At 71.9% G+C, this 23,819-nt stretch carries 23 protein-coding genes; 10 read left to right on the forward strand and 13 right to left on the reverse strand.

The window, feature by feature from the left end:
* Nucleotides 1-80: 80 nt before the first annotated feature.
* Nucleotides 81-1,559 (forward strand): helix-turn-helix transcriptional regulator, encoded by a 1,479-nt coding sequence (locus ACXDC7_RS14200; protein WP_179445819.1) that lies wholly within the window; start codon nt 81-83, stop codon nt 1,557-1,559.
* 180 nt (nt 1,560-1,739) lie between these two features.
* Here ACXDC7_RS14200 and ACXDC7_RS14205 read toward each other — a convergent pair whose 3' ends face one another.
* Nucleotides 1,740-2,252: a hypothetical protein gene (locus ACXDC7_RS14205; protein WP_459222504.1), complete on the reverse strand. Its 513-nt coding sequence runs from the start codon at nt 2,250-2,252 to the stop codon at nt 1,740-1,742.
* A gap of 90 nt (nt 2,253-2,342) precedes the next feature.
* Between ACXDC7_RS14205 and ACXDC7_RS14210 the strand changes: the two genes are divergently transcribed.
* The 3 genes from ACXDC7_RS14210 (at nt 2,343) to ACXDC7_RS14220 (ending at nt 6,343) form a co-directional block, all read left to right on the forward strand.
* On the forward strand, nt 2,343-2,942 hold the full coding sequence (locus ACXDC7_RS14210) for a DUF4126 domain-containing protein (protein WP_179445817.1): 600 nt from the start codon (nt 2,343-2,345) through the stop codon (nt 2,940-2,942).
* Nucleotides 2,939-3,946 (forward strand): hypothetical protein, encoded by a 1,008-nt coding sequence (locus ACXDC7_RS14215; protein ID WP_459222505.1) that lies wholly within the window; start codon nt 2,939-2,941, stop codon nt 3,944-3,946. The genes ACXDC7_RS14210 and ACXDC7_RS14215 overlap by 4 nt, the downstream gene beginning before the upstream one ends.
* A gap of 180 nt (nt 3,947-4,126) precedes the next feature.
* Nucleotides 4,127-6,343: a HelD family protein gene (locus tag ACXDC7_RS14220; RefSeq protein WP_459222845.1), complete on the forward strand. Its 2,217-nt coding sequence runs from the start codon at nt 4,127-4,129 to the stop codon at nt 6,341-6,343.
* A 4-nt stretch (nt 6,344-6,347) separates the two neighbouring features.
* Here ACXDC7_RS14220 and metF read toward each other — a convergent pair whose 3' ends face one another.
* On the reverse strand, nt 6,348-7,238 hold the full coding sequence (gene metF, locus ACXDC7_RS14225) for a methylenetetrahydrofolate reductase [NAD(P)H] (RefSeq protein WP_179445815.1): 891 nt from the start codon (nt 7,236-7,238) through the stop codon (nt 6,348-6,350).
* 49 nt (nt 7,239-7,287) lie between these two features.
* Here metF and ACXDC7_RS14230 point away from each other — a divergent pair, with 49 nt between their 5' ends.
* Nucleotides 7,288-8,376 carry a polyprenyl synthetase family protein gene (locus tag ACXDC7_RS14230; protein WP_459222506.1) on the forward strand — a complete coding sequence of 363 codons (1,089 nt, stop codon included), beginning with the start codon at nt 7,288-7,290 and terminating at the stop codon, nt 8,374-8,376.
* Between the two features lie 5 nt (nt 8,377-8,381).
* On the opposite strand, the gene ACXDC7_RS14235 is transcribed toward ACXDC7_RS14230, so the two are convergent.
* From ACXDC7_RS14235 to thiE, 3 genes are read right to left on the reverse strand one after another with little or no spacing between them, the layout of a single operon-like run.
* Nucleotides 8,382-8,756, reverse strand: a complete 375-nt coding sequence (locus ACXDC7_RS14235; RefSeq protein ID WP_179445814.1) for a barstar family protein — start codon at nt 8,754-8,756, stop codon at nt 8,382-8,384.
* Nucleotides 8,753-9,238, reverse strand: coding sequence for a ribonuclease domain-containing protein (locus ACXDC7_RS14240; protein WP_459222507.1), 486 nt, complete (start codon nt 9,236-9,238; stop codon nt 8,753-8,755). The genes ACXDC7_RS14235 and ACXDC7_RS14240 overlap by 4 nt, the downstream gene beginning before the upstream one ends.
* Entirely contained in the window at nt 9,225-9,974 is a 750-nt protein-coding gene (thiE, locus tag ACXDC7_RS14245) for a thiamine phosphate synthase (RefSeq protein ID WP_179445812.1), read from the reverse strand. The genes ACXDC7_RS14240 and thiE overlap by 14 nt, the downstream gene beginning before the upstream one ends.
* A 57-nt stretch (nt 9,975-10,031) precedes the next feature.
* Here thiE and thiO point away from each other — a divergent pair, with 57 nt between their 5' ends.
* The 3 genes from thiO to ACXDC7_RS14260 are packed head-to-tail and all read left to right on the forward strand — an operon-like array spanning nt 10,032 to nt 12,141.
* On the forward strand, nt 10,032-11,159 hold the full coding sequence (gene thiO / locus ACXDC7_RS14250) for a glycine oxidase ThiO (RefSeq protein ID WP_459222508.1): 1,128 nt from the start codon (nt 10,032-10,034) through the stop codon (nt 11,157-11,159).
* A 2-nt stretch (nt 11,160-11,161) separates the two neighbouring features.
* Nucleotides 11,162-11,356: a sulfur carrier protein ThiS gene (gene thiS, locus ACXDC7_RS14255; protein WP_179445810.1), complete on the forward strand. Its 195-nt coding sequence runs from the start codon at nt 11,162-11,164 to the stop codon at nt 11,354-11,356.
* Between the two features lie 2 nt (nt 11,357-11,358).
* Entirely contained in the window at nt 11,359-12,141 is a 783-nt protein-coding gene (locus ACXDC7_RS14260) for a thiazole synthase (RefSeq protein ID WP_459222509.1), read from the forward strand.
* A gap of 10 nt (nt 12,142-12,151) precedes the next feature.
* Here the strand turns inward: ACXDC7_RS14260 and ACXDC7_RS14265 are convergent, their stop codons facing one another.
* Nucleotides 12,152-13,408, reverse strand: a complete 1,257-nt coding sequence (locus ACXDC7_RS14265) for a hypothetical protein (RefSeq protein ID WP_459222510.1) — start codon at nt 13,406-13,408, stop codon at nt 12,152-12,154.
* Nucleotides 13,409-13,575: 167 nt separating this feature from the next.
* Between ACXDC7_RS14265 and pknB the strand changes: the two genes are divergently transcribed.
* Complete coding sequence (gene pknB / locus ACXDC7_RS14270) at nt 13,576-15,687, forward strand: Stk1 family PASTA domain-containing Ser/Thr kinase (protein WP_459222511.1); 2,112 nt, start codon at nt 13,576-13,578, stop codon at nt 15,685-15,687.
* Nucleotides 15,688-15,746: 59 nt separating this feature from the next.
* Here pknB and ACXDC7_RS14275 read toward each other — a convergent pair whose 3' ends face one another.
* The 7 genes from ACXDC7_RS14275 to ACXDC7_RS14305 are packed head-to-tail and all read right to left on the reverse strand — an operon-like array spanning nt 15,747 to nt 22,907.
* Nucleotides 15,747-16,730: a hypothetical protein gene (locus tag ACXDC7_RS14275; protein ID WP_459222512.1), complete on the reverse strand. Its 984-nt coding sequence runs from the start codon at nt 16,728-16,730 to the stop codon at nt 15,747-15,749.
* A gap of 2 nt (nt 16,731-16,732) precedes the next feature.
* Complete coding sequence (locus ACXDC7_RS14280; protein WP_459222513.1) at nt 16,733-17,377, reverse strand: MBL fold metallo-hydrolase; 645 nt, start codon at nt 17,375-17,377, stop codon at nt 16,733-16,735.
* Between the two features lie 37 nt (nt 17,378-17,414).
* A complete protein-coding gene (locus tag ACXDC7_RS14285; RefSeq protein WP_459222514.1) occupies nt 17,415-18,443 on the reverse strand; it encodes a threonine aldolase family protein in 1,029 nt (342 codons plus the stop codon).
* Nucleotides 18,444-18,457: 14 nt separating this feature from the next.
* Complete coding sequence (locus ACXDC7_RS14290) at nt 18,458-19,873, reverse strand: class II 3-deoxy-7-phosphoheptulonate synthase (RefSeq protein WP_179445804.1); 1,416 nt, start codon at nt 19,871-19,873, stop codon at nt 18,458-18,460.
* A gap of 57 nt (nt 19,874-19,930) precedes the next feature.
* On the reverse strand, nt 19,931-21,346 hold the full coding sequence (gene argG, locus ACXDC7_RS14295; RefSeq protein WP_179445802.1) for an argininosuccinate synthase: 1,416 nt from the start codon (nt 21,344-21,346) through the stop codon (nt 19,931-19,933).
* Nucleotides 21,347-21,393: 47 nt separating this feature from the next.
* A complete protein-coding gene (locus ACXDC7_RS14300) occupies nt 21,394-22,161 on the reverse strand; it encodes a lysophospholipid acyltransferase family protein (protein WP_179445801.1) in 768 nt (255 codons plus the stop codon).
* Nucleotides 22,158-22,907, reverse strand: coding sequence for a 1-acyl-sn-glycerol-3-phosphate acyltransferase (locus ACXDC7_RS14305; protein WP_179445800.1), 750 nt, complete (start codon nt 22,905-22,907; stop codon nt 22,158-22,160). The genes ACXDC7_RS14300 and ACXDC7_RS14305 overlap by 4 nt, the downstream gene beginning before the upstream one ends.
* A 62-nt stretch (nt 22,908-22,969) precedes the next feature.
* Here ACXDC7_RS14305 and ACXDC7_RS14310 point away from each other — a divergent pair, with 62 nt between their 5' ends.
* On the forward strand, nt 22,970-23,746 hold the full coding sequence (locus ACXDC7_RS14310) for an alpha/beta hydrolase (RefSeq protein ID WP_459222515.1): 777 nt from the start codon (nt 22,970-22,972) through the stop codon (nt 23,744-23,746).
* Nucleotides 23,747-23,819: the final 73 nt, after the last annotated feature.

Consider the following 23,819-nt stretch of genomic DNA (forward strand, 5'->3'; position numbering starts at 1 on the left):
GAACAACCTTGCGGGCAGAACGCCAGTTTGATCGAGCCGAATCGGTGGAAAGATTCGCAAATCTTTCCTATGGTGAAGGAGTGGCCGAGACGACATGGTCCAGTCCCGCGGCGGGCACCGTCCCGGCCGAGCGAAACACACCTTTCGAGCTCGGTCGCCGGCTGCGGCACCTGCGCAAGCAGCAGGGGCTCACCCTCGCCCAGGCCGGCAGCATCGGCGGGGTCGCGGCGTCCCAGCTCTCCCTGATCGAGAACGGCAAACGCGAGGCGCGGATCGGTACGCTGACCAAGCTCGCCAACCACTACGGGGTGGGGCTGGACGAGCTCACGGGTGCCGAGCCACCGAACCGGCGTACCGCCCTGGAGATCGAGCTGGAGCGCTACTCCCGCTCCCCGCTGGCGACCTCGCGGAATCTGCCGAAGGTCAGGATCGGCCCCCGGCTACCGATGGATGCGCTGGAATCGCTGGTCGCGCTGCACCGCCAGCTCGAGCGCGACGCCGAGGAGCGCACCGCGACACCGGAGGAGGCCCGGCGCGCCAACGCCCAGTTGCGCCGCGACATGCGTGCCCGGGACAACTATTTCGCCGAGATCGAGGAGGAGGCACGGTCGCTGCTCGGCAAGGTCGGCTATCGGCGCGGCCCGCTGTCGGAGCACCTGGTGAACGCGATCACCGACAAGCTCGGCTTCAGCCTGCACCACGTCGAGGATCTGCCGCAGTCGACGCGGTCCGTGACCGACCTCAAGCAGCGGCGGATCTACCTCTCCCGCCGCTCGCGCGGTGATCATGATCCGCGCTCGGTGCTGTTGCAGGCGCTCGGCCATCACGTGCTCGGCCACGACACCCCGACCAGCTACGGCGATTTCCTGCGCCAGCGGGTGGAGACCAACTACTACGCGGCGGCGCTGCTGATGCCCGAACAGGCGTGCGTGGACGTACTGACCGAGGCGCGCAAGGCGAAGGAACTGGCGATCGAGGACCTGCGCGACACGTTCGCGGTGTCGTACGAGGCGGCCGCCCACCGGATGACGAATCTGATCACCCACCACCTGGGCATCCCGGTGCACTTCATGAAGGTGCACGAGGGCGGAACCATCTACAAGGCCTACGAGAACGACGATGTGGCCTTCCCGACCGACCACACCGGCGCGATCGAGGGACAGCGCTGCTGCCGCTACTGGACCTCCCGGATGATCTTCACCGTCCCGGACACCTTCAACGCCTACAACGCCTATACCGACACCTCGACCGGGACCTACTGGTGCACCGCCCGCACGGAAGGCACGACACAGGGGACGTTCTCGACCTGCCTCGGCGTGCCCTATGTGCATGCGAAGTGGTTCCGTGGCCGGGAGACCAAAGAGCGTTCGGTCTCGCGCTGCCCGGACCCGAGCTGTTGCCGCAGCGCGCCCCAGGAGCTGCGTACCGACTGGGACGGGCAGTTCCTGCCCAGTTCGTCCGCGCACAGTCATCTGCTCGCGGCGCTGCCGCCCGGCGCCTTCCCGGGCGTCGACGAGGCCGAGGTGTATGCCTTCCTGGATCGGTACGCCGGGAGCTGATCCCCTGCGCCTCGCCACCCACCCGCCGCCTCAGATTCGCCACCCACCCCGCCGCCTCAGACTCGCCACCCACCCCGCCGCCGCCCCCTTCGGAATTGTTTCCGTAGTTATGCCCGCTATCAGGGACTGATAGCGGGCATAACTACGGAAACAATCGACCGGGAGGCGGGTGAGGGGGCCTCAGCCGGCGCGGCCCACGGGCCCGGAGTCGCGTACCTCGTGCACCGCGGCAAGCGCCTCGCGCATCCGGTCGATCCACTCCCCCTCGTTCTCCCCGACCAGGCGGACGCACCAGGCGAGCGCATCGGAGCGCGAGCGGGCGACGCCGGCATCGACGAGCGTGTCGAGCACCTTGCGCTGGGGCTGACGCAGCCGCGTCATCACCGGAACCGCCAGGTGGGTGAAGAGCTGGCTCGTCTGCCCACACCTGACGCCCCAGGCGACCTTGCGGCCGAAGCGCTCCTCCGCCTCGTCGGCGATCGCCATCCGCTGCTGCCGGGTGTCCTCCCGGAAGCGGCGGATCCGGCCGGCCTGCGCCGCGGCATCGTCCTCGACGCCCTCGGGGGCCGCGATCTCGCCGGTCACCACGATCTCCTCGCGGTCGACCGAGACCTCCGGCGCCGCCACGAACCACTCGCCGGGCAGCCGCCCCGCGAACCACGCCCCCACCTGGGAACCACTCTCATCGTTCATGAAGTTATTACATGATTACATTGCATCAAAGTCAAGGCCCGTTGGCTTCGCCTGCGCCGCCACCGTCGCTGCCGGCCCTACACTTTTCCCATGGGCGCGCTTCCCCTCGTCTTCACCAGCGGTTGGGCATCGGGCGTCAACGCCTATGCAACGGTCCTGGTTCTCGGCCTGCTCGGGCGCTTCGCGGGCTTCGGCGACGTGCCGCAGGCGCTGCAGCGTACCGATGTGTTGATCATCGCCGGCATCCTCGCGCTGGTGGAGTTCTTCGCCGACAAGATCCCCTACGTCGATTCGGTCTGGGACACGATCTCGACGGTGATCAGGCCGGTCGCCGGCGCGGTGATCGGCGCCCTGATGGCCAACGCCCAGGGCGACCTGGTGACGATCACGCTGGCCTCCGTGGGCGGCCTGACCGCGCTCGTCTCGCACCTGGTCCGCGCCAGTCTCCGGCTGGCGATCAACACCTCGCCCGAACCGGCGAGCAACATCGCCGCGTCCGCGGGCGGCGAGGTCGCCGTGGTCGGAATGACCACCTTCGCCGTGCTCAACCCGATCCCGGCGGCGATCGTCGCCGGCATCTTGTTGATCATCGGAATCGTCCTCGCCGTGCTGGCCGCGCGACAGATCCGGCGCGGTTGGCGCCGCCTGCGCCACTGGCGGGAACGCCGGGCCGTCGGCCCGCCCGCGTGAGCCCGTCCGCCGAAGCCGTCGAGCGCACGCCGGTCGCCGTGATCGGGGCCTCGCTCGCCGGTCTGGCGGTCGCGGCCCGCCTTGCGCTGGCCGGGCACCGGGTGATCATCCACGAGCGGGCGTCCGCGCCCGCGCTCACCCTGCCGCCCGTTCTCGACCTTCCCGCCGCCTGGCGCGACACCTTCCGCAAGTCGGGCCGCCCGCTCGACCTCGAACTCGACCGGGCAGGCCTTTCCTGGACGCCCGCGCCGCCCACGGACCACGGTGCGCTCGCGCTCCCGCACGACCGGGCCGGGCAGTACGCCGCGATCAGCGCCGCCGCCGGTCCCGCGACCGCCCGGGCCTGGCAGGACTTCCTCGACCGCACCGATGACACCTGGCAGCGGCTGCGCCCGCTCGGTCTGGAGCAGGAGTTCCGGGCCCGGCGCCCCGACCGCGCGACCCGCCGCGCCATCGGCTGGCGGCACTCCCTCGCCGATCATGCCCGCGAGCTCGGCCACCCGCTGCTCGGCGACCTGCTCGGCGCCGTCGCGGCCGAACAGCACACCACCGCCGACCGGCTGCCCGGCTGGTACGCCACCCGGCACGCGCTGCGGCGTACCTTCGGCCGCTGGACCATCACCGACGCGACCGGTACGCCGGACAATGCCGCCCTCGTCCGGCTGCTGCTGGCCCGCCTCGACAAGCGCGGCGTGGAGTTGCGCCACGGCAGCGAGATCCCCGATCCCGCGCGGCTCGATCCGGCAGAGCTCGGCGCCGCGGCCGTGGTGGACACCACCGGCGGCGACCGGATCGCCTGGCGCGGGCGCCGCACCTGGCAGCGGCTGACCCCGACGACCCGCTCGCCGGGCCGCTACTACGCCGGCCCCCTGACCCGGGCCGGCACCGAACCGTGGGCCCAATTGCTGTCGGCCGCGCTCGCCGCGTACGCCGTGCACCGCGATCGCACCGGCGAGGACATCCGGCCGACCCGCAAGGACACACCACGTCGCCGGCTGATCTGACCCGCCCCGGTCAACCGGCGACCCGAGCGGGACGAGGTGCACCGGGACGAGCCGCCGCGGGCCGGGACGTCCGTCGAGCGGCCCGGGGTCGGGCATAGACTGTGGCGTCTTGTTCCGGCCGATCCGGCCGAAGCGAAGAGGATGGACGGACCACTGAACCAGCAGCAGACGACCGACGCCCTGGAGCGCGAGCTGGCCACCGAACAGGCCCACGTCGACCGCGTCTACGAGCGCCTCGCCGCCGCGGCCCGGTCGGCCCGGCAGGTCGCCTCGGAGGGCCAGGCGCTCTACCGCACGGATCGCAATAACTTCTTCCGCGACGAGGACGGCACCGGAATGCTGGAGCGCGATGTCTTCGCCTTCCAGGCAGCCAAGCGCCTCGCCACGCTGGATGCCGAACACGAGGGGCTGGTCTTCGGGCGACTGGACCGCACCGACGGCGAGGTGCGCTACATCGGCCGCCTCGGGGTGCGCGACGAGGACTACGAGCCCCTGGTGATCGACTGGCGCGCGCGGGCGGCCGAGCCGTTCTATCGCGCCACGCCGGCCGAACCGATGGAGGTGGTACGCCGTCGCGTGCTGCGCTCTCGCGGTGAGAAGGTCATCGGCATCGAGGACGACCTGCTCGACACCGACAGCGACACCGATCTGGTGGTGCTCGGCGAGGGGGCCCTGATGGCCGCGCTGAGCCGGGCCCGGGGGCCCCAGATGCGCGACATCGTCGCCACCATCCAGGCCGAGCAGGACGAGGCGATCCGCGCCCCCTACCAGGGCGTGACCATGATCACGGGCGGGCCCGGCACGGGCAAGACGGTGGTGGCGCTGCATCGTGCGGCGTACCTGCTCTACTCCAACCGTCGTCGCTTCGAGTCCGGCGGCGTGCTGGTGGTCGGGCCGAGCCAGGTGTTCATGAACTACATCGAGCGGGTGCTGCCCTCGCTCGGCGAGGACGCGGTCACGCTGCGCTCCATCGGTGGCGTGGCCGTCGACGCGCTGGGCATCACCGCGACCCGCAACGACCCGCCGGCGGCCCACGCGATCAAGGGCAGCCTGCGGATGGTGCCGGTGCTGCGACGGCTGGTGAACAACCCGCCGACGAACGCCGGCGAGCCGCGGCTGCGGGTCAGCGTGAAGGGCGAGATCCTGACGCTCGACCCGCCACAGCTCGACCGGATCCGCGCCCAGGTGCTGCGGCAACGCCGCTACAACCAGGGCGCCGGCGAGGCCCGTGGCGCGCTGCTGGAGGCGCTGTGGCGACGCTGGGACGGACTCGACCGTGGCACTGATGCCGCCGACCTGGAGCGGGATGCATTCGAGGATCTGGTCACCTCCTCGGCCGGGTACCGCGACTTCCTCGCCGCCTGGTGGCCGGCCCAGACCCCGGCCGGGCTGCTGCGCCGACTCGGCGAGCCGGCGACCGCCGCCGCTCTGGCGCGAGACGATCTGACGCCGGACGAGGTGGCCACGCTGAGCGACAGCTATGCCGATCCGGCGGCCGGCTGGTCGGTCGACGACATCGCGCTGCTCGACGAGCTGGCCGCCGTGCTCGGACCGGCGCCCGCACCCGCCAGTGACGAGGACGACGACGATGGCTCGCTGGTCTTCGCCGAGGGCAATGGCCGCACCGAGGAGGTCGTCACGGTCGCCGACCGCCTCGCGCGCCGCCCGGTCGACGATCCGTTCGCCGAGCCGCACGACACTTTCGCCCATGTCGTCGTGGACGAGGCCCAGGACATCACGCCGATGCAGTGGCGGATGCTGCGCCGCCGCGGCGGCAGTGCCTCCTGGACGGTGGTCGGCGATCCCGCGCAGAGCTCCTGGCCGGATCCGGCCGAGACGCAGCGCGCGATCGACGATCTGGTCGAGCGCGGGCAGTCGCGGCGATTCCGGATGAGCACCAACTATCGCTCCCCCGCCGAGGTGTTCGAGTTCGCCGCCGACGTGGTACGCCGCTCCTTCCCCGATGCCGATGTCCCCGCGGCGGTACGCCGCACCGGGTATCCGCCCCGGCTGGAGACCGCGCCGGCCGCCGGTCTCGACGAGCGCGTCGCCGAGCTGGTCGCGGAGCTGGGTGGCAAGGTCGAGGGCACGATCGGGGTGATCGCGCCACCGTCGCGGGTTCGCCAACTGGCATCACGCCTCGCGGGCGCGCTGCCCGAGGAGGTCGGCCGGCGGCTGGCGATCGTCTCGCCCCTGGAGGCGAAGGGGCTGGAGTACGACGGCGTGGTGGTCGTCGCGCCCGACGAGATCGTCGCGGAGTCCCCGGGCGGGGCGCGCGTCCTCTACGTCGCCCTGACCCGGCCGACCCAGCGCCTGATCACCGTCGACGTCGCCGGCACCGGCGAGTGGCGCCCGGACGCGGCACGCCGCGAGCCGTCGCCGGCGAGCCCGCACTAGCGGGTCACGCCAGGCGCGCGAAGATCTCCCGGGAGGCGCGGGAGCGGTTCAGGGTGAAGAAGTGCAGGCCGGGAGCGCCTGCCTCCAGCAGCCGCTCGCTCAGCTCGGTCGCGATGTCGACGCCCACCCGGCGGACCTGCGCCGGATCGTCGCCGACCGCGTTCAGCCGATCGACCACCCGCGACGGCAGCTCCGCGCCGGACAGTTCGGCGAACCGCTTGACCTGGCCCAGGTTGGTCACCGGCTGGATGCCCGGGATGATCGGCAGATCGCAGCCGGCAGAGCGCACCCGGTCGACGAGCCGCACCCAGGCCTCGGCATCGAAGAACAACTGGGTGATCGCGAACGAGGCACCCGCCCGCGCCTTGTCGATCAGCACCCGGGCATCAAGATCGGCATCGCGCCGATCCGGATGCAGGTCGGGAAAGGCGGCCACGCCGATGCAGAAGTCGCCCAGCGAGGCGACCAGCTCGACCAGTTCCGTCGCATTCGCCAGCCCCTGCGGGTGCGGGTGCCATGGCGCGGTGGGCCCGCCGGGCGGATCCCCGCGTACCGCCAGCACGTGACGCAGCCCTGACGCGGCGTACGCGCCGATGGTCCGCCGCAGGTCGGCCGCGGGTTGGCTGGCGCAGGTCAGGTGCGCCATCGTCCGCAAGGTGGTGTCGCGCGCGACCCGCTCTGTCACCCGCACGGTGCGCTCGCGCGTCGAGCCCGACGCCCCGTAGGTCACCGACACGAAGTCCGGCCGCAACGGCTCGAGCTCGCGGACGGTACGCCACAGCGTCTGCTCGCCCTCGGCGTCCTTCGGCGGGAAGAACTCGAACGAGTACAGCGGACGGTCCGCCTCCGCGAGCAGTTCCGCGATCGTCGCGGCGCGCGTGGGGGTCGTCGGCATGGCGCCCAGCCTAGGCAACGCCGCACCGAGCACCCCCTAGGCTCGCCCGGTGGACAGCACCCCCCTGCTCGACCCGGCCGAGCCCGCCGGGCCGCGCCTGCGCGCCGGCGTCGCCGCCGCGCTCGACACGTTCCTGGCCGGCCAGGCCGCGCGGCTGGCCGCGATCGGGCCCGAGACGGCCGAACTGTTGCGCCAGGCCCGCGCGGCGAGCGCCGGCGGGAAGCGGCTGCGGCCGGCCTTCTGCCTGTGGGGGTACGCCGCGGCGACCGGCGAGCTGGATCCGCCCGCGCCCGTCATCGCCGCCGCGGCCAGCCTGGAGCTGTTGCACCTGTCGGCGCTGCTGCACGACGACGTGATGGACGACTCGGCCACCCGCCGCGGGACGCCGGCCTCGCACAAGCAGTTCGAGGCCGGCCATGCGGCGGCCGGCCTGGCCGGTGACCGGGCCGCCTTCGGCCGGGCCGGGGCCATCCTGCTCGGCGATCTGTTGTTGATGTGGTCGGTCGAGCTGCTGCACCGGGCGGGGCCCGCGCCGGAGCAGTTGGCCCGGGGGTTGCCGCTGCTGGAACAGATGCGGACGGAGGTGACGGTCGGCCAGTACCTCGATGTGCTGGCCCAGGCCGCGCCCCTCGACGAGGCGGGGCTCGGGACCGCAGAACGGGTCGTGGAGTACAAGACCGCGCGCTACACGGTGATCCGACCGCTGCAGTTCGGCGCCGCGCTGGGCGGGGCGTCGCGGGAGTTGCAGCATGGGCTGGCCGACTTCGGCTCCCCGCTGGGCCGCGCGTTCCAGTACCGCGATGACCTGCTCGGCGTCTTCGGCGACGAGGCGGTGACCGGCAAGCCGGCCGGCGATGATCTTCGGGAGGGCAAGCGCACGGCGCTGCTGGCCCACGCGCTGGCCGGGTCGGCGCCGCGGGCGCGGGCGGAGCTGGCGGGCCAGATCGGCCGCCCGGATGCCGACATCGACCGGGCCCGGCAGTTGATCATGGACTCCGGTGCCGTGGCGCGGGTCGAGGAGATGATCGACGCCGGGCGACAGCAGGCCCTCGCCGCGCTCGCCGCGGCCGGGGTGCCGCAGGTCGCCCGCCGGGGCCTGACGGGGCTGGTCGCGCGCGCGCTCGACCGGCAGGCCTGAGCCGTTCAGGCGGTCTGATCGAGGACCACGGCGAATGCCGGCCAGCGAGTGTCGGCGATGCGCTCGTCGAGGACCTCGCGTACCCCCGCCCAACCCGGGAGATCCTCCGGCCACGGCCAGCCCGCCAGCACCAGGGCGGTCGGGGCGGCGAGGTCGGTCAGGCAGTCCGCGAGCGCGTCGAGGTTGCGCCCGTACCAGTCCGGGAAGCCGAGCGCGTCGCCGACGGCGCCGAGCAGGTCGTCCTTCGTGCCGCCCGGCGCGGCGCCCAGCGTTGCCACCCGCCAACCCCAGGCGCGCAGCCGCCGTTCGGCCAGGGCGGTTCCGCCGCGCACCCGATAGACGCCCGGCTCGCGGCGCCGCAGCCCCTCGATCGCGCTCATCGCAGGATCCTCACAAAGCTCTGGTAGTGGTCGGCCGTCCAGTAGTAGACGTCCGGTCCGCGGCCGCCGGTGACGATCCGCCACGGACCCCGGTCGTCCTCGCCGGGTTTGTCGACCGTGTATTCGCGGTAGTAGCCCCGCTCGCGCTTCGGCAACAGGCCCTCCCGATTACCGAACGTCTGCCCGTCCTGGCGGTACGGGAACGGCCCGCCGGCATCGATCGACGCCAGGGTCTCCCGGGCGCTCGGCGGCAGCTCGGCCTCGGCGATCCCGCGGGCACCGTCTCCGTCCGGCGCTGTGCCGGACGGTGCGGTGCCGGACGGTGCGGTACCGGGCGGCGCCGAGGGTACGCCGGGCCCGGCCGCGTCGCCGCCGGAGCCGAAGACCAACCAGCCGAGCAGCACCAGCGCGGCCAGCACGGCACCGGCCGCGAGGAGGGTACGCCGAGACGCCGGCGCGGCGGCGCGATCAGCGCGGGTCATCGCGCAGGCTGGCCCGCTGGCTCGGGCCGAACGCGCGCAGTGCGTAGTCGCGGGTGGCGGGATCCTCGGCCCACGCGCGATTGATGCGGTCCTTGAGCGCGCGGGCGGCCGCCTCGGGGTCGCGCGCGTCGGTGATCGCGCGGACGACCACCACCCGGCGGGCACCGGCCTCGATCACCTCGTCCAGGGTCTCGGCGTTGATCCCGCCGATCGCGAACCACGGCCGCGCCTCGACGTCACCGGGCGGCGCCACCCGCGCTGCGTAGCGAACCAGGTCGAGCCCGGCCGGGGTGTAGTCCGGCTTGGTCGGCGTCGCGAACACCGGACCCACGCAGAAATAGGCAAGCTCCGGATCGGCGAGCGCGGCATCGGCCTGGGCCGGGTCGTGGGTGGAGCGGCCCAGCAGCGCCCACTTCGACACCTGCTTGCGGGCCTCGGCGCTCAGGGCATCGTCCTGACCGAGGTGCAGCACGTCGGCCCCGAACCGACCGGCGAGTTCGGGCTGGTCGTTCACCGCGACCAGGTGTTGGGTGCCGGCCGCGGCCCGGGCGCGCTCGAGGTATTCCAGCTCGACCTCGGCAGGCAGGTTCTTCTCGCGTACCTGCACGATGTCCACGCCACCGGCGAAGGCCGCCGCCACGAGATCGTCGAAATCGCCCCGTTCGCGGCGGGTGTCGACGCACAGATACAGCCGCGACTGGCGCAGCCGTGTGTCCAGACCGAGCAGGAACGTCACCTGCTCACCATAGAGGAAACACCGGGCCCGCTGGCGTCGCGGACTAGGATCGGATGAGTGGATGTGGTGATCATCGGGGATGGCCTGATCGGCTCGGCCATCGCCTGGCGGCTGGCCGAGCGGGGCTGCACCGTCTCCGTGATCGGCACGTCCTCCCCTGCCGCGGCGTCCGGGGTGGCGGCCGGGATGCTGGCACCGGTGACCGAGGCCACCTTCACCGACACCGCGATCGTGGGCCTGAACCTCGCCTCGCTGGCCCGCTTCGCCGACTTCGCGGCCGAGCTGGAGGCCGCCTCCGGGCTGCCGGCCGGGCTGTCCCGGGAGCCGACGCTGTCCGTCGCCGCCGATGCCGACGACGTGGCGCGGTTGCGCGACTTCGCCGGATTCCTCACCGAGCGCGGCATGATCGACTCGCCCGAGTTGATCGTCGGCCGCGAGCTACGCCGCCGCGAACCCCTGCTGGCGCCGACGGTACGGGCGGGCCTGCCGGTCGAGCGGGACTGGTCGGTCGACAACCGTCGGCTGTGGGCCGCGCTGCGCGAGGCCGGCGGGCGCGCCGGCGTGCGTCGGCTGTCGGGTCGCGTCGTCGCGGCCGGCGGCGGGTACGCCGAACTCGCCGACGGGCGTACCGTCCGCGGCGATGTCGCCATCGTTGCCGCGGGCGCCTGGTCGGGGACGCTGGAGCTGGGATTCCGGCTGCCGGTCCGCCCGGTGAAGGGCGTGATCGCACGCCTGCGAGCGGGCCGGATGCCGCGGCCGCGGGGGACCGTGCGGGCGTTCAGCTCGGGCTTCGAGGTCTACCTGGTGCCGCGCGTCGACGGCGAGATCGTGATCGGCGCCAGCGTGGAGGATGTCGGCTTCGACGATGCCGCCACGGCGGGCGCGGTGTATGAGCTGCTCCGCGATGCTCGCCGGGTGCTGCCCGCCGCGGCCGAGTACGCCGTCGACGAGATCTCCGTCGGCTTCCGCCCGGCCACCCCGGACAACCTGCCCTTCCTCGGAGCTTCCCCGGTCGACGGGCTGCTGCTCGCCACCGGGCACTATCGCAACGGCGTACTGCTCACCCCCATCACCGCCGACACGATCAGCGCCCTGGTCGTCGACGGCGAGTTGCCCGAGGTCGCCCGGCCGTTCGGTTGGTCACGGCTCGCGGCGCCCACCCGACCCGAGACCGTGAGGAACTGACGATGTTGATCACTGTCAATGCCGAACCCCGCGAGGTCACCGACGGCACGACCATCGCCGATCTGGTTGCCGAGTTGCCCCATCGCGGAGTCGCGGTCGCCGTCGACGGCACGGTGGTACGCCGCAGCCAGCACGCCGAGCGCACGCTCGCCGAGGGCGACCGGGTCGAGATCGTCACCGCGGTCCAAGGAGGTTGATCATGGTGCAACCGGAACTGCCGCAGTCGATGCGGATCGCCGATGTCGAGTTCTCCTCCCGGTTGATCATGGGCACCGGCGGCGCACCCAGCATGAGCGTGATGCGCGATGCCCTGGTGGCCAGCGGCACCGAGCTGACCACCGTGGCGATGCGCCGGATCGACCCGAATGCGCCGGGATCGCTGATCGAGCTGCTGGACGAGCTGGGGATCCGGGTGTTGCCGAACACCGCCGGCTGCTTCACCGCGGCCGAGGCCGTGCTGACCGCGCAACTTGCCCGGGAGGCCCTCGAGACGAACTGGGTGAAGCTGGAGGTGATCGCCGACGAGCTGACCCTGCTGCCCGACCCGATCGAGCTGGTCGAGGCGGCCGAGCAGTTGGTCGCCGACGGCTTCGTCGTGCTGCCCTACACCAATGATGATCCGATCCTCGCGCGCAAGCTGGAGGACGCCGGCTGTGCGGCCGTGATGCCGCTGGGGGCGCCGATCGGCTCGGGACTCGGGATTCGCAATCCGCACAACATCGAGCTGATCGTCGGTGCCGCCGGCGTACCGGTGATCCTCGACGCAGGCATCGGCACCGCCTCGGAGGCGGCGCTGGCGATGGAGCTCGGCTGCGCGGGAGTGCTGCTCGCCTCCGCCGTCACCCGCTGCCGGGCGCCCGCCCGGATGGCGAGGGCGATGCGGCTGGCGGTGGAGGCCGGCGCGCTGGCGGCCGGGGCGGGCCGGATCCCGCCGCGCCGCTACGCCGAGGCGAGCACGGCGATGGCGGGCCGGATCGACTGATCCGGGTCGGTCAGCGCAGATCCTCCGGACCGCTACCCGGCTGCCCGTAGCCGGGCTGCTGGCCGTAGCCCGGTTGTTGCTGCCCGTACCCCGGCTGCTGCTGGCCGTACCCCGGCTGTTGCTGCCCGTACCCCGGCTGTTGCTGCCCGTACCCCGGCTGTTGCTGCCCGTACCCCGGCTGTTGCTGTCCGTACCCCGGCTGCTGTTGCCCGTACCCCGGCTGCTGTTGTCCGTAGCCCGGGGCGGGGTAGGCCCCGTAGGCCTGGACCGGGTCGCCCATCCCCTGGTCGCGACGACGGATCAGGTCGATGTAGTAGATCGTGTTGTAGGCGGTCGCGAACGGCGTGCTCAGCAACGAGACCAGCAGAGGCGGGATCGAAAGCACCAGCATCACCGGGATCAGCGCAGCCATCACGGCGGTCGGATCGGAGCTGGAGTCCATTCCGGACGTCAGGGAGGAGCCGATCACCTGCCCCGGGACCTGCGCGATGGAGGTGACCACGCTGATCAACAACCCGAGCAGCAGGTAATAGCCGAGGGTGCGGAAGAAGAAGCCCCGGGTGAGGTCCCAGGCCCGCTTCAGCGCCGTCATCCCGCCGAGTTCCTCCACCGCCAGCACCGGCAACAACACGTACAGCCGGACGCCGATGATGATGGCCACCACCCAGACCGCGAAGCCGAGGAAGAACATCAGGAAGCCTGCGCCGACCATGGCCCCGGCCGCTCCGGCAGCGGAGTCCGACGAGGAACCGCCGGACACGGACGCAGCGATGACCGACATGGCGATGCCGGCGAACACGGCGAAGAAGATGCCGCCGACCACGAGCGCCACCGCGGTGAAGAACAAGGCGATGCCCAGCACCCGCCCCATCAGACCGCGGGTCCTGGCCCACAGCTCCCCAATGCTCGGATCGCCGCCCGCCGCCAGGTCGTAGGTGAGCAGGGCCATCATCCCCTGGGTCCTGACCAGGAACAGGACCAACAACACGCTCGCCACGAAGACGATCAGCACCCCGAGCACGACGAATCCGACAATCGTGCCCGCCCCGGTTTCTCCGGTCGCAGCGCCGACGGCCATCGCGGCGATGAGTCCCAGGGCGAGCGTGATCACCAGCACATAGGCCAGGGTCGCGGCGACGGGCAGCAGTGCCAGGCCGAGATACCGTCCGAAACGGGCCTTCATGGCGGCGAACGCACCGCTGAACACATCGCCGAGACCGAGGGCGTGCGGCGGGATGATCGGGGCGAGCGGCACGGGAGAGCTCATGCGCCCATCCTGTCAGCCGGCCGGGGCAACGGGGCCGGGGCACGCCGATGCCGTCGCTTCCCGGCCCTCGCTTGGCGCTCCCTCTAGACTCGGCCCTGGCAGCCGGCGTCCCGCGCCGGATGCCGACAGACCGCGGTACCTTCCCCTTTCGACCGCCGGAGTAGTTGATGACCATGACGCAGATGGGCGACCCGTTGATCGGTCATGTGCTCGATGGCCGCTACGAGGTCACCGATCGCGTCGCCCGCGGCGGCATGGCGACGGTCTATCTGGCGACCGATCAACGGCTGACCCGCACCGTCGCCGTCAAGGTGATGCAGGAGGGGCTGGGCGCCGACGAGGACTTCGTCGCCAAGTTCGATCGCGAGGCCCGCTCGGCCGCCCGACTGTCGCATCCCAATGTCGTCTCGGTCTTCGACCAGGGCCACGATGGCGACCGGCCCTACATCGTGATGGAACACATCGCCGGCGGGACGCTGCGGCAGTTGATGAACCGCGCCGGCGTGCTGGAACCGCTGCGGGCGCTGGAGCTGATCGAGCCCGTGCTGGCGGCGCTCGCGGCGGCGCACGAGGCCGGCATCGTGCACCGCGATGTCAAGCCCGAGAACGTCCTGATCACCGACCGCGGTCAACTCAAGGTCGCCGATTTCGGTCTGGCCCGCGCGATCAGCGCGCAGACCATCACCGCGAACCAGGGCCTGCTGATCGGGACGGTCTCCTATCTCCCACCGGAGCTGGTGCTGCACGGCCGCGCGACGCCCCGTTCCGATGTCTACAGCGCCGGGGTGGTGTTGTTCGAGATGTTGACCGGTAGCAAGCCGCACACCGGCGACACCCCGATCCAGGTCGCCTGGGCGCACGTGCACAACGACATCGAGCCGCCCTCGCAGCGCCTGGACACGTCCTGGCGGCACACCCGCACGGCCATCCCGCCCTATCTCGACGCACTGGTGCAGTCCGCGACCCGCCGCGAACCGACGCAGCGGCCGGCCGATGCGCGCGGCCTGCTCGCGGCGGTACGCGAGGCACGCGCGGCCCTGGGCAGCGGCGTGATGGACGACCCCGCGCTGACCGCCCGGTTCCGCTCGCTCGCACCGTTCGACGGCGCCGACGACCGCACGCAGGCCTTCGACCGGCCGACCCAGGTACGCGACACACAGGTACGCGACACACCGGTGCGGCCCGCGCGCCCACCGCGGCCGGCGACGCCCGTGCACACGCCGCTGTCGCCGAGCGTGCCGTGGGCCGAACGCAGCACCGACCGCGCGACCCCGGTGCCGATCGGCCCGCCGCCGGAGCCCGGGCGTACCGCACTGCTGCCGGCACAGCCCGACGAACCACGGGCACCGTCCTCGCCCTCTCGGCACCGGCGCGAGTTGGTGGAGCGACAGCGCCGCCGACGGCGCCGCGGGTGGATCTGGCTGGTCCTGCTGACCCTGTTGGTGCTGCTGGCCGCCGCCACCGGCTGGTGGTTCGCCGAGGGCCGGTTCACCGCGGCGCCGACCGTCGCCGGGATGACCCAGGCGCAGGCGAGCGACGCAGTCCGGCAGGCGGCCCTGCAACCGCGTACCACCGAGCGGTTCAGCGAGGACGTACCCGCCGGAGCGGTGATCGGCACCGAACCCGCCGGCGGCAGCCGACTGGAGCGCGACAGCGCGCTGACCCTGGTGGTGTCCAAAGGCCCCGAGCGGTTCGAGGCACCCGAGGTGGTCGGTTCCTCCCTCGACGATGCCCGCTCGGCCATCGAATCGGCCAGCCTCAAGGTCGGCAAGATCAGCGAACGCTGGGACGAGAAGGCGAAGAAGGGCACGGTGCTCTCCGCCGACCCGAAGGCCGGCAGTTCGCTGAAGCGGGACAGCACGGTCAACCTCGCCGTGTCGAAGGGCCCCGAGCCGATCAAGATCGGCGACTGGGTGGGCAAGGGTGCCGAGGAGGCGCGCGATGCACTCACCGAGAAGGGCTTCAAGATCAACGAGAAGACCGCGAACTCGGATTCGGTCCCGAAGGATCGGGTGATCAGCCAGGATCCGGAGTCGGGCACGGCCTTTCGTGGGGACACGATCACCATCGTCCGCTCGCTCGGCCCTGAGCTGGTCCAGATCCCCGAGGTGAAGACCAAGAGCGTCGACGAGGCGACCAAGCTGTTGAAGGAGGCGGGCTTCAAGGTCGAGTCGAAGCCCGGCCCCCAATATCTCGGGCTCGGCTATGTGATGTCGGTCGAGCCGACCGAGTCGGGCAAGGCGCCCAAGGGCTCGACGATCACGCTGCTGCTCGTCTAGTCGCACCGATCGCGACGGCAACCCGATCCGGGTGTGTCCGGTGGGCTGAGCGGCCGGTGTCAGGGGCGGGAGGCGGGTGGTGGGCCGGTGAGCGTGCCGGGCCGCCAGCCCTGACCGCCGATGCCGCCGGCCGGCGCCGTCGTGGGCGGGGCCCAGTTGAGCGTGGGCGGGGCCGGGCGGCGCTCGGCAAGGTCGCGCTCGTAGAGCGTCTGGGCCGCCGTCAGGTACGCCACCGAGAACAGCGCGACCACCGGCGCCAGGACGATCGTGAGCAGCAGTGAGGCCCAGCCGGCGCCGAGCTGGGACCCGGCATCGGCACCCGGATTGGCCGCGGCGGCCAGCAGCGCGACCGGTAGCAGGGCGAGCACCCGGAGCAGCCAGACCAGCGCCCCGAGCATGGCCACCCAACCCAGCGTGCGGGCCGTGTGTCCGGCGGTCAGTCGCCACGCCTCGCCCAGTGCCCGCACCCCTCCCGCGCGGCCGAGCGCCAGCACCGGCAGCAGGGGGTACAGCCGGGCGCCGACCACCGTCCACGCCGCGCCCGCGATCAGCACGGTGACGATCACCGGGATGAGTTGCGGCTCCGCGGTGCCGTACAGCCACCGGGCGATGAGCCAGACCAATCCGCTGCCGACGAGCAACACCACGCCCGCGCCGAGCAGGACAAGTCCCGTCGCGCGCCCGAAGAACCCGCGGCTGCGCCGCGCGGCATCGGCGACACCGATGCTCTCCCCCTGCGCGGTTGCGTGCGTCAGGGCACTGATCATGGCCAGCACTCGGAGGTTGACCAGCGCGCCGATCACGACCAGGGCCACGCCGACCGCGCCGAGCAGGCCGGAGGTGAAGCCGTCGAGGCGACCCGGCTGCAGCGCGACGGCGATGGCGGCGGGCACCGCCAGCGCGACCGTGCCCAGGAGTGCGGGGGCGATCGACAACACGGCGTACGCCAACGGCCGGCGACGCAGGCATTGCCAGGCCGCGACCAGGATGTCACCGGGGTGATCGCGACCCGGCCGACCCAGCGCAGGAAGCTGGTGCGCCACGCTCAGACCTCCGCGGGCTCGCCGACCGTCAGGTCGACCAGCTCGGTATCGGTCAGCTCGCCCAACCGTCCACGGAACAGGCCGAGGTAGCGATCGTTGACCAGCCCCTCGTGTATTCCGAAGGCGCGCGGCGCGCCGACCGCGCGGACGAAATCGATGTGCTCCTTCATCGCTGCCCACGGGCCCATCACGGGCAGGGCCAGGATGTCGACGCCGCCGGGAACGGTGGCCAGCGAGTCGCCCGGGTGGAACAGCCGGGCTCCGCCCGGCGCGCCGATCACAAAGCCGACGTTGCCGATCAATGGGATGTCGCGATGGATCTCGGCATGGGTGCCGCCGACCGCGCGGACCTCGACGCCGCCGATGCGAAGCGCCGAGTCGGGCCCGAAATCCTCGGCCCGATCCGCGATCGCCGCGATCGCCTCGCGTACCTGCGGCTCGACCAGCACCCGCGCCTCGGGATTCGCCGTCAGCAGGCCGGGCAGCCGCTCGGGATCGGCATGGTCGGCATGCTGATGGGTGATCAACACGGCATCGAGCCCGGTCAACCCGACCCAGCCGTCGCCGAAGTTGCCCGGATCGATCAGCAGCCGGGTCCCGGCTTCCTCAACCAGCACGGCCGAATGCCCGAGGTGGGTGATCTTCATGCCCACCAAGTTACCCGGGCCTGCGGGCCACCCGGGCTCAGGCGAGCAGGTCGCCGACCAGTCGCCCGGCGCGTTCGCAGTCGGCGGCGGACACGTCGCGGTGGGTGACGGCGCGCAGCACGGACGGACCCATCGCGCTGATCAGGACGCCGGCGTCGCGGGCGCGCTCGGCGAGTTCGCCGGCCTTGCGCTCGCCGGTGTCGATCCGGACCAGATTGGTCTGCACGGTGGCCAGGTCGACCGCCTGCGGTGCCCGCTCGGCGATCGCCGCGGCGAACCGCCGCGCCGACTCGTGGTCCTCGGCCAGCCGGGGCAGCTCGTGATCGAGCGCGTAGTCGCACGCGGCCGCCAGCACCCCGGCCTGACGCATCCCGCCGCCCAGCCGCTTGCGGAGCACCCTGGCCTCGGCGATCCGGTCGGCCGAGGCGACCAGCACGGAGCCAACCGGCGCCCCCAGCCCCTTGGAGAAACACACGCTGACCGTGTCGAAGAGCGCACCGTAGTCGGCCAGCGGTACGCCGGTCGCCGCGTGCGCGTTCCACAGCCGTGCCCCGTCCAGATGGGTGGCGATGCCCAGGGGTTCGCAGAACCGGCGTACCCGGACCAGCTCGGCCAGCGGCTGGATCCGGCCGCCGGAGAAGTTGTGGGTGTTCTCCAGGGCGATCGCCGCGGTCGAGACCAGATAGGGGCCCGCGTCGGGGCTGGCCAGCTCCGCGAGCACGTCGGCGGGTGGCGTACCGTCCGGCGTGAACCAGGTCCGCATGGTCACCCCGAACCAGGCGGCGTGCCCGCCCAGCTCGGCCCGCGCGATGTGCGCCCGGGCGTCGCACAGAACCTCCATGCCGCGCGGCACGAGCACGGCGACGCCGAGCATGTTGGTCATCGAACCGGTCGGGCAGAACAGCGCCGCCTCGTGCCCGAACAGGTCCGCGACCCGCTCCTCCAGGGCGTTCAGCGTCGGATCCTCGCCGTAGACGTCGTCGCCGACCTCGGCCGACGCCATGGCCGCGATCATCCCGGGACTCGGCCGGGTCAGGGTGTCCGAGCGCAGGTCGACCGGACTCATCGTCTCTCCCGCGCTCACGCGGGCAGGTCGGCCCGCGCGGGGGCGAGCTCGTTGCCCGACTGTTCGAGGTCGCGCAGCCCGCGCCGGACCCGGCCGTCGGTGAGCCGCTGGGAGACCAGGAAGGCCAGCTCCAGGGACTGGTTGCGATTCAGCCGCGGGTCGCACAACGACTCGTACCGATTGCCGAGATCACCCTCGGCAAGATCATCGGCGCCGCCGACACACTCGGTGACGTCGTCTCCGGTCAGCTCGACATGGATGCCGCCGGGCCAGGTGCCGAGTTGATCATGGACGTCGAAGAAGCCGTTGACCTCGTCCATCACGTCGCCGAAGGCGCGGGTCTTGTAGCCGTTGGCCGCCTCGAAGGTGTTGCCGTGCATGGGATCGCAGATCCACACCACTTCGCGGCCGCTCGCGCTCACGCCTTCGATCACGTCCGGCAGCAGGTCGCGGATCTTCTTCGCGCCCATCCGGGTGATGAAGCTGATTCGGCCGGGCTCGTGATCGGGATCGAGCCGGTCGGCCAGCGCCAGCGCATCCGCGGCGGTCGTGGTCGGGCCGAGCTTGATGCCGATCGGGTTGCGGACGTGGCGCAGCATCTCGACGTGCGCGCCGTCGAGCTGCCGGGTCCGCTCGCCGATCCAGACGAAGTGGCCGGACACGTTGTAGGGGCGCTGGGTACGCGAGTCGACCCGGGTCAGCGCGTGCTCGTACTCCAACAGCAGCGCCTCGTGGGAGGCGAACAGGTCGACGCTGCGCATGGCGTCGTCGTCCAGCCCGCAGGCGACCATGAACGCCAGCGCGCGGTCGATCTCGTCGGCCAGTTGCTCCCACTGCTTGCCGACGGGCGAGCTCTTCACCCAGTCGGCGTTCCAGGAATGCACCTGCGCGAGGTGGGCGAATCCGCCGGTGACGAAGGCGCGGGTCAGGTTCAAGGTGGCGGCCGAGGCGTTGTAGACCTCCAGCAGCCGGCGCGGGTCCGGGGTCCGCGCCTCGGGGGTGAACGCGAAGCCGTTCACCGCGTCGCCCTTGTAGACCGGCAGCGTCACGCCGCCGCGGGTCTCGGTGTCCTTGGAGCGCGGCTTGGCGTACTGCCCCGCCAGCCGGCCGATCTTGACCACCGGCACCTGGGCGGCGTAGGTCAGCACCACCGCCATCGCCAACAGCACCCGCAGCTTGCCCTGGATGTTGGCGGCGGTGACGCCGGCGAAGGTCTCGGCGCAGTCGCCGCCCTGCAGCACGAAGCCCTCGCGCCGCGCGACCTGGGCCAGCTTGCCGCGCAGATCGTCGCACTCGCCGGCGAACACCAGCGGCGGCCGCTGCTCCAGCTCCTTGACGACCTCGGTCACGGCCGAGGCGTCGGGATAGGCCGCCTGGTGCAACGGGTTGCGTGCATGCAGGTCGGCCAGCGACGGAAAGGCTTCGGGCATGGGTCCAGCCTAGTTCGTGCCGCCGCCGGGGCGGAAAATCGTCTCAGCCACACCGGCTCAGTCGGTGCCCGATTCCATCGCCGCCCGGTCCAGCGCCTCGGCGTCGTCGTCGGGGCCGACGCCACCGGCGATGGCCCGGGCACCCCCGGGAGTCAGATCCCCGACCAGGTCGGCGGTGGCGCCACCGACGATGCCGCGCAGGGCGTACTGCTCCAACCGGGCGCGGGAATCGGCGATGTCGAGATTGCGCATGGTGAGCTGGCCGATCCGCTCGGTCGGGCCGAAGGCGGCATCGGCGACCCGCTCCATCGACAGCTTGTCCGGGTGGTAGCTCAGGCCGGGGCCGGTGGTGTCGAGGATCGAGTAGTCCTCGCCGCGGCGCAGGCGCAGCGTCACCGTGCCGGTGACCGCCGAGCCGACCCAGCGCTGCAGCGACTCGCGCAGCATCAGCGACTGCGGGTCGAGCCAGCGGCCCTCATACATCAGCCGGCCCAGCCGGCGACCCTCGGCGTGATAGGCGCTGAGCGTGTCCTCGTTGTGGATGCCGGTCAGCAGCCGCTCGTAGGCGATGTGCAGCAGCGCCATCCCGGGCGCCTCGTAGATGCCGCGGCTCTTGGCCTCGATGATCCGGTTCTCGATCTGGTCTGAGATCCCGAGCCCGTGCCGCCCGCCGATCGCATTGGCCTCCAGAACCAGGTCGACCGCGGAGGCGAAGCCCTGCCCGTTGATCGCGACCGGCCGGCCCTGCTCGAAGGCGAGGGTGACCTCCTCGGGCTTGATCTCGATCTCGTCGTTCCACGACGCGACGCCCATGATCGGATCGACGATCTCGGCGCCGGTGTCCAGGTGCTCCAGCCGCTTGGCCTCGTGCGTGGCACCCCAGATGTTGGCATCGGTGGAGTACGCCTTCTCGGCTGACGCCCGGTACGGCAGACCGCGCTCGGTGAGCCACTGCGACATCTCGCTCCGACCGCCCAGCTCGGCGACGAAGTCGGCATCCAGCCACGGCTTGTAGATGCGCAGGTTCGGGTTGGCGAGCAGGCCGTAGCGGTAGAACCGCTCGATGTCGTTGCCCTTGTAGGTGGAGCCGTCGCCCCAGATCTCCACCCCGTCGTCCTTCATCGCGCGGACCAGCAGCACGCCGGTGACCGCGCGGCCGAGCGGGGTGGTGTTGAAGTAGGTACGCCCGGCCGTGCGGATGTGGAAGGCGCCGCACTGGAGCGCGACCAGCCCCTCCTCGACCAGCGCCTGCCGGCAGTCGACCAGCCGCGCCAGCTCGGCGCCGTACTCCCCCGCGCGGTCCGGGACCGAGGCGATGTCGGGCTCGTCGGCCTGGCCGAGGTCGGCGGTGTAGGTGCACGGCACCGCGCCCTTCTCGCGCATCCAGGCGACGGCGACGGAGGTGTCGAGGCCGCCGGAGAAGGCGATGCCGACGCGTTCGCCGACGGGCAGGGAACTCAGGACCTTGGGCATGCCCCGAGCGTACGCATAAGTTTTCCAGAAGTCGAATAAGTATGCGGTCAGCTCGCCGGCTCGATGAAGGTACGCGGGGCGTACTCGTCCACATAGACCTGCCCGGTCAGCGCCCGGATCGCCTGCATCACCTGATCGGTGGCGGCCCGCAGCGCACCGCGGTCGTGTGCCCTGCCGACGAACGCGGTCAGGTCCAGCGGCGGGCCGAAGCGCACCGTCGGGGAGTGGACCTTGCCGAAGTGGCGGTCCTTGGGCGCGATCTTGTCCGTGCCGATCACCCCCGCGGGCACCACCGGCGCGCCCGTCGTCAGAGCGAGCCGGGCGATGCCGGTGCGGCCCTTGTACAGCCTGCCGTCCGGGGACCGCGTACCTTCGGGAAAGATCCCGAACAGCTCGCCGCGGCGCAGCACCTGCGCGCCGGCGGCCAGCGCCGCCTCGCTCGCCCGGCCGCCGGACCGATCGATCGGCACCTGCCCGGTGCCGGAGAAGAACCCGCGTTGCAGGAACCCCTTGAGCCCAGACCCGGTGAAGTAGTCCGACTTCGCCACATAGGTGATTCGCCGCTTCAACGCGATCGGCGTGAACAGCCAGTCCGCCACCGAGAGGTGATTGCTGGCGATGATCGCCGGGCCGTCGACCGGCACATGTTCCAGCCCCTCGACCTTCGGCCGGAAGATCGCCTTCACCACGGGGCTCAGCGTCGACTTCAACAGCCAGTACGCGGCACCGCCGCGCGTACCGTCGTCGACGTCGCCCCCGGCCGGGACCAGTTCGTTGCGCGGCCGGTTCGCGTCTGCGGCGTCCGGGTCGCTCATCGGGACTCCACGGCGGGCGGGGTACGCCCGAAGCCGGGCCGGGGCAGGCGCCGCTCGGCCAGCTCGGCCTCGTCGTACTGGCCCGACTTCACGCTGCTGCCGTAGACATCGACATAGTCCTGGCCCGACAGCTCCATGATGCCGTTCATGATCTCGTCGGTGACGAAGCGCAGCACATTGCGATCGGTCGACCGGTCGTGCCAGGCGGAGAAATCCATCGGCTCGCCGAACACCACGCCGGGCCGGTTCACCATCGGCATCCCGAGCGGGCCGCGGACGCCCTCGGTGTTGCTCACCGCGACCGGGATCACCGGGACCCCGGCCGACAGCGCCAGCCGCGCCACGCCGGTGCGGCCCTTGTAGAGCCGCCCGTCCGGTGACCGGGTGCCCTCGGGGAAGATCGCCAACAGGTTGCCCGAGCGCAGCACGTCCGTCACCTCGCCCATGGCCGCCGCGCTGGCGCGCCCGCCCGAGCGATCCATCGGCACCTGCCCGACCGCCCGGAGGAAGGCGGCGACCACCCGCTGCGGGAGCGTCCTGCCCTGGAACAGCTCGGCCTTGGCCGGGAAGGTCAGCCGGCGCGGTGCCATCAGCGGAATGAGGATCGTCTCGGCGGCGCCGATGTGGTTGCTGGCCAGCACCGCGCCGCCACGGCGCGGCACGTTCTCCAGCCCGTCGGCCCACGGCCGCCACAGGACCCGCAGCACGGGCACGAACACAAGGTGCTTGAGCAGCCAGTAGACCACGGCGGCATGCTACCCCGCGCGCTTGCCGCCGCGAGCGGTCCGCGCTGGCTAGCATGCGGCGTGTGAATGCCCTGTTGTCGCCGGAGTCGTCGGTCTCCACCCAGACCTCGATGCCCGACGATGCCGCCGACGACAGGCCGGTCGGGGTCGTGTTGTGCCACGGCTTCACCGGGTCGCCGACGTCGATGGAGCCGTGGGCCGAGCATCTGCGCGCCGAGGGTTTCGCCACCTCGGTCCCGCTGCTGCCCGGGCACGGGACGACCTGGCAGGACCTGAACACGGTGCCGTGGACGCGGTGGTACGCCGCGGTCGACGAGGCCGCCACCGAGCTCGCCGCCCGCACCCGCACCCTGTTCGTGGCGGGCCTGTCGATGGGCGGCGCGCTCGCGCTGCGGCTGGCTCAGTTGCGCGGTTCGGAGATCGGCGGGGTGGTGCTGGTCAATCCGGCGGTACGCTCGGCCGACCGTCGCCTGCTGGCCCTGCCGCTGCTGCGGCGGGTGCTGGCCTCGATGCCCGGGATCGCCAACGACATCGCGATGCCGGGCCAGGACGAGAACGCCTACTCGCGGACCCCCCTGAACGGGGTCGCCGCGATGATGCGGCTGTGGCGGGTGGTCCGCGCCGACCTGCCGCTGGTCGACCAGCCGGTGCTGCTGTTCCGCTCGCGTACCGACCATGTCGTCGATCCGAGTTCGGCCCGGATGATCATGCAGAAGATTTCCTCACCCGAGGCGACGGAACGGGTGCTGCACCGCAGTTGGCACGTCGCGACGCTGGACCACGACGCCGAGACGATCTTCACCGAGTCCGCCGACTTCATCCGCCGGCACGCGGGCTGAGCGCCCCGCGCCCGGCCGGTCACGCCACGGTCAGCGGCCGGGGCGGGCCGCGACCTGGAGACGCTGGGGGCCT

This window comes from Naumannella huperziae (genome assembly GCF_054073625.1).

Coding starts and splice junctions, on each gene's coding strand:
- ACXDC7_RS14205 (WP_459222504.1), bottom strand. CDS start 2,252: ATGAACGATGAGAGTGGTTCCCAGGTGGGGGCGTGGTTCGCGGGGCGG.
- ACXDC7_RS14300 (WP_179445801.1), bottom strand. CDS start 22,161: ATGAGCGACCCGGACGCCGCAGACGCGAACCGGCCGCGCAACGAACTG.
- ACXDC7_RS14240 (WP_459222507.1), bottom strand. CDS start 9,238: ATGACCCGCGCTGATCGCGCCGCCGCGCCGGCGTCTCGGCGTACCCTC.
- ACXDC7_RS14235 (WP_179445814.1), bottom strand. CDS start 8,756: ATGAGCGCGATCGAGGGGCTGCGGCGCCGCGAGCCGGGCGTCTATCGG.
- ACXDC7_RS14265 (WP_459222510.1), bottom strand. CDS start 13,408: ATGAGCTCTCCCGTGCCGCTCGCCCCGATCATCCCGCCGCACGCCCTC.
- metF (WP_179445815.1), bottom strand. CDS start 7,238: ATGCCGACGACCCCCACGCGCGCCGCGACGATCGCGGAACTGCTCGCG.
- thiS (WP_179445810.1), top strand. CDS start 11,162: ATGTTGATCACTGTCAATGCCGAACCCCGCGAGGTCACCGACGGCACG.
- ACXDC7_RS14280 (WP_459222513.1), bottom strand. CDS start 17,377: ATGAAGATCACCCACCTCGGGCATTCGGCCGTGCTGGTTGAGGAAGCC.
- ACXDC7_RS14285 (WP_459222514.1), bottom strand. CDS start 18,443: ATGAGTCCGGTCGACCTGCGCTCGGACACCCTGACCCGGCCGAGTCCC.
- pknB (WP_459222511.1), top strand. CDS start 13,576: ATGACCATGACGCAGATGGGCGACCCGTTGATCGGTCATGTGCTCGAT.
- argG (WP_179445802.1), bottom strand. CDS start 21,346: ATGCCCAAGGTCCTGAGTTCCCTGCCCGTCGGCGAACGCGTCGGCATC.
- ACXDC7_RS14290 (WP_179445804.1), bottom strand. CDS start 19,873: ATGCCCGAAGCCTTTCCGTCGCTGGCCGACCTGCATGCACGCAACCCG.
- ACXDC7_RS14260 (WP_459222509.1), top strand. CDS start 11,359: ATGGTGCAACCGGAACTGCCGCAGTCGATGCGGATCGCCGATGTCGAG.
- ACXDC7_RS14210 (WP_179445817.1), top strand. CDS start 2,343: ATGGGCGCGCTTCCCCTCGTCTTCACCAGCGGTTGGGCATCGGGCGTC.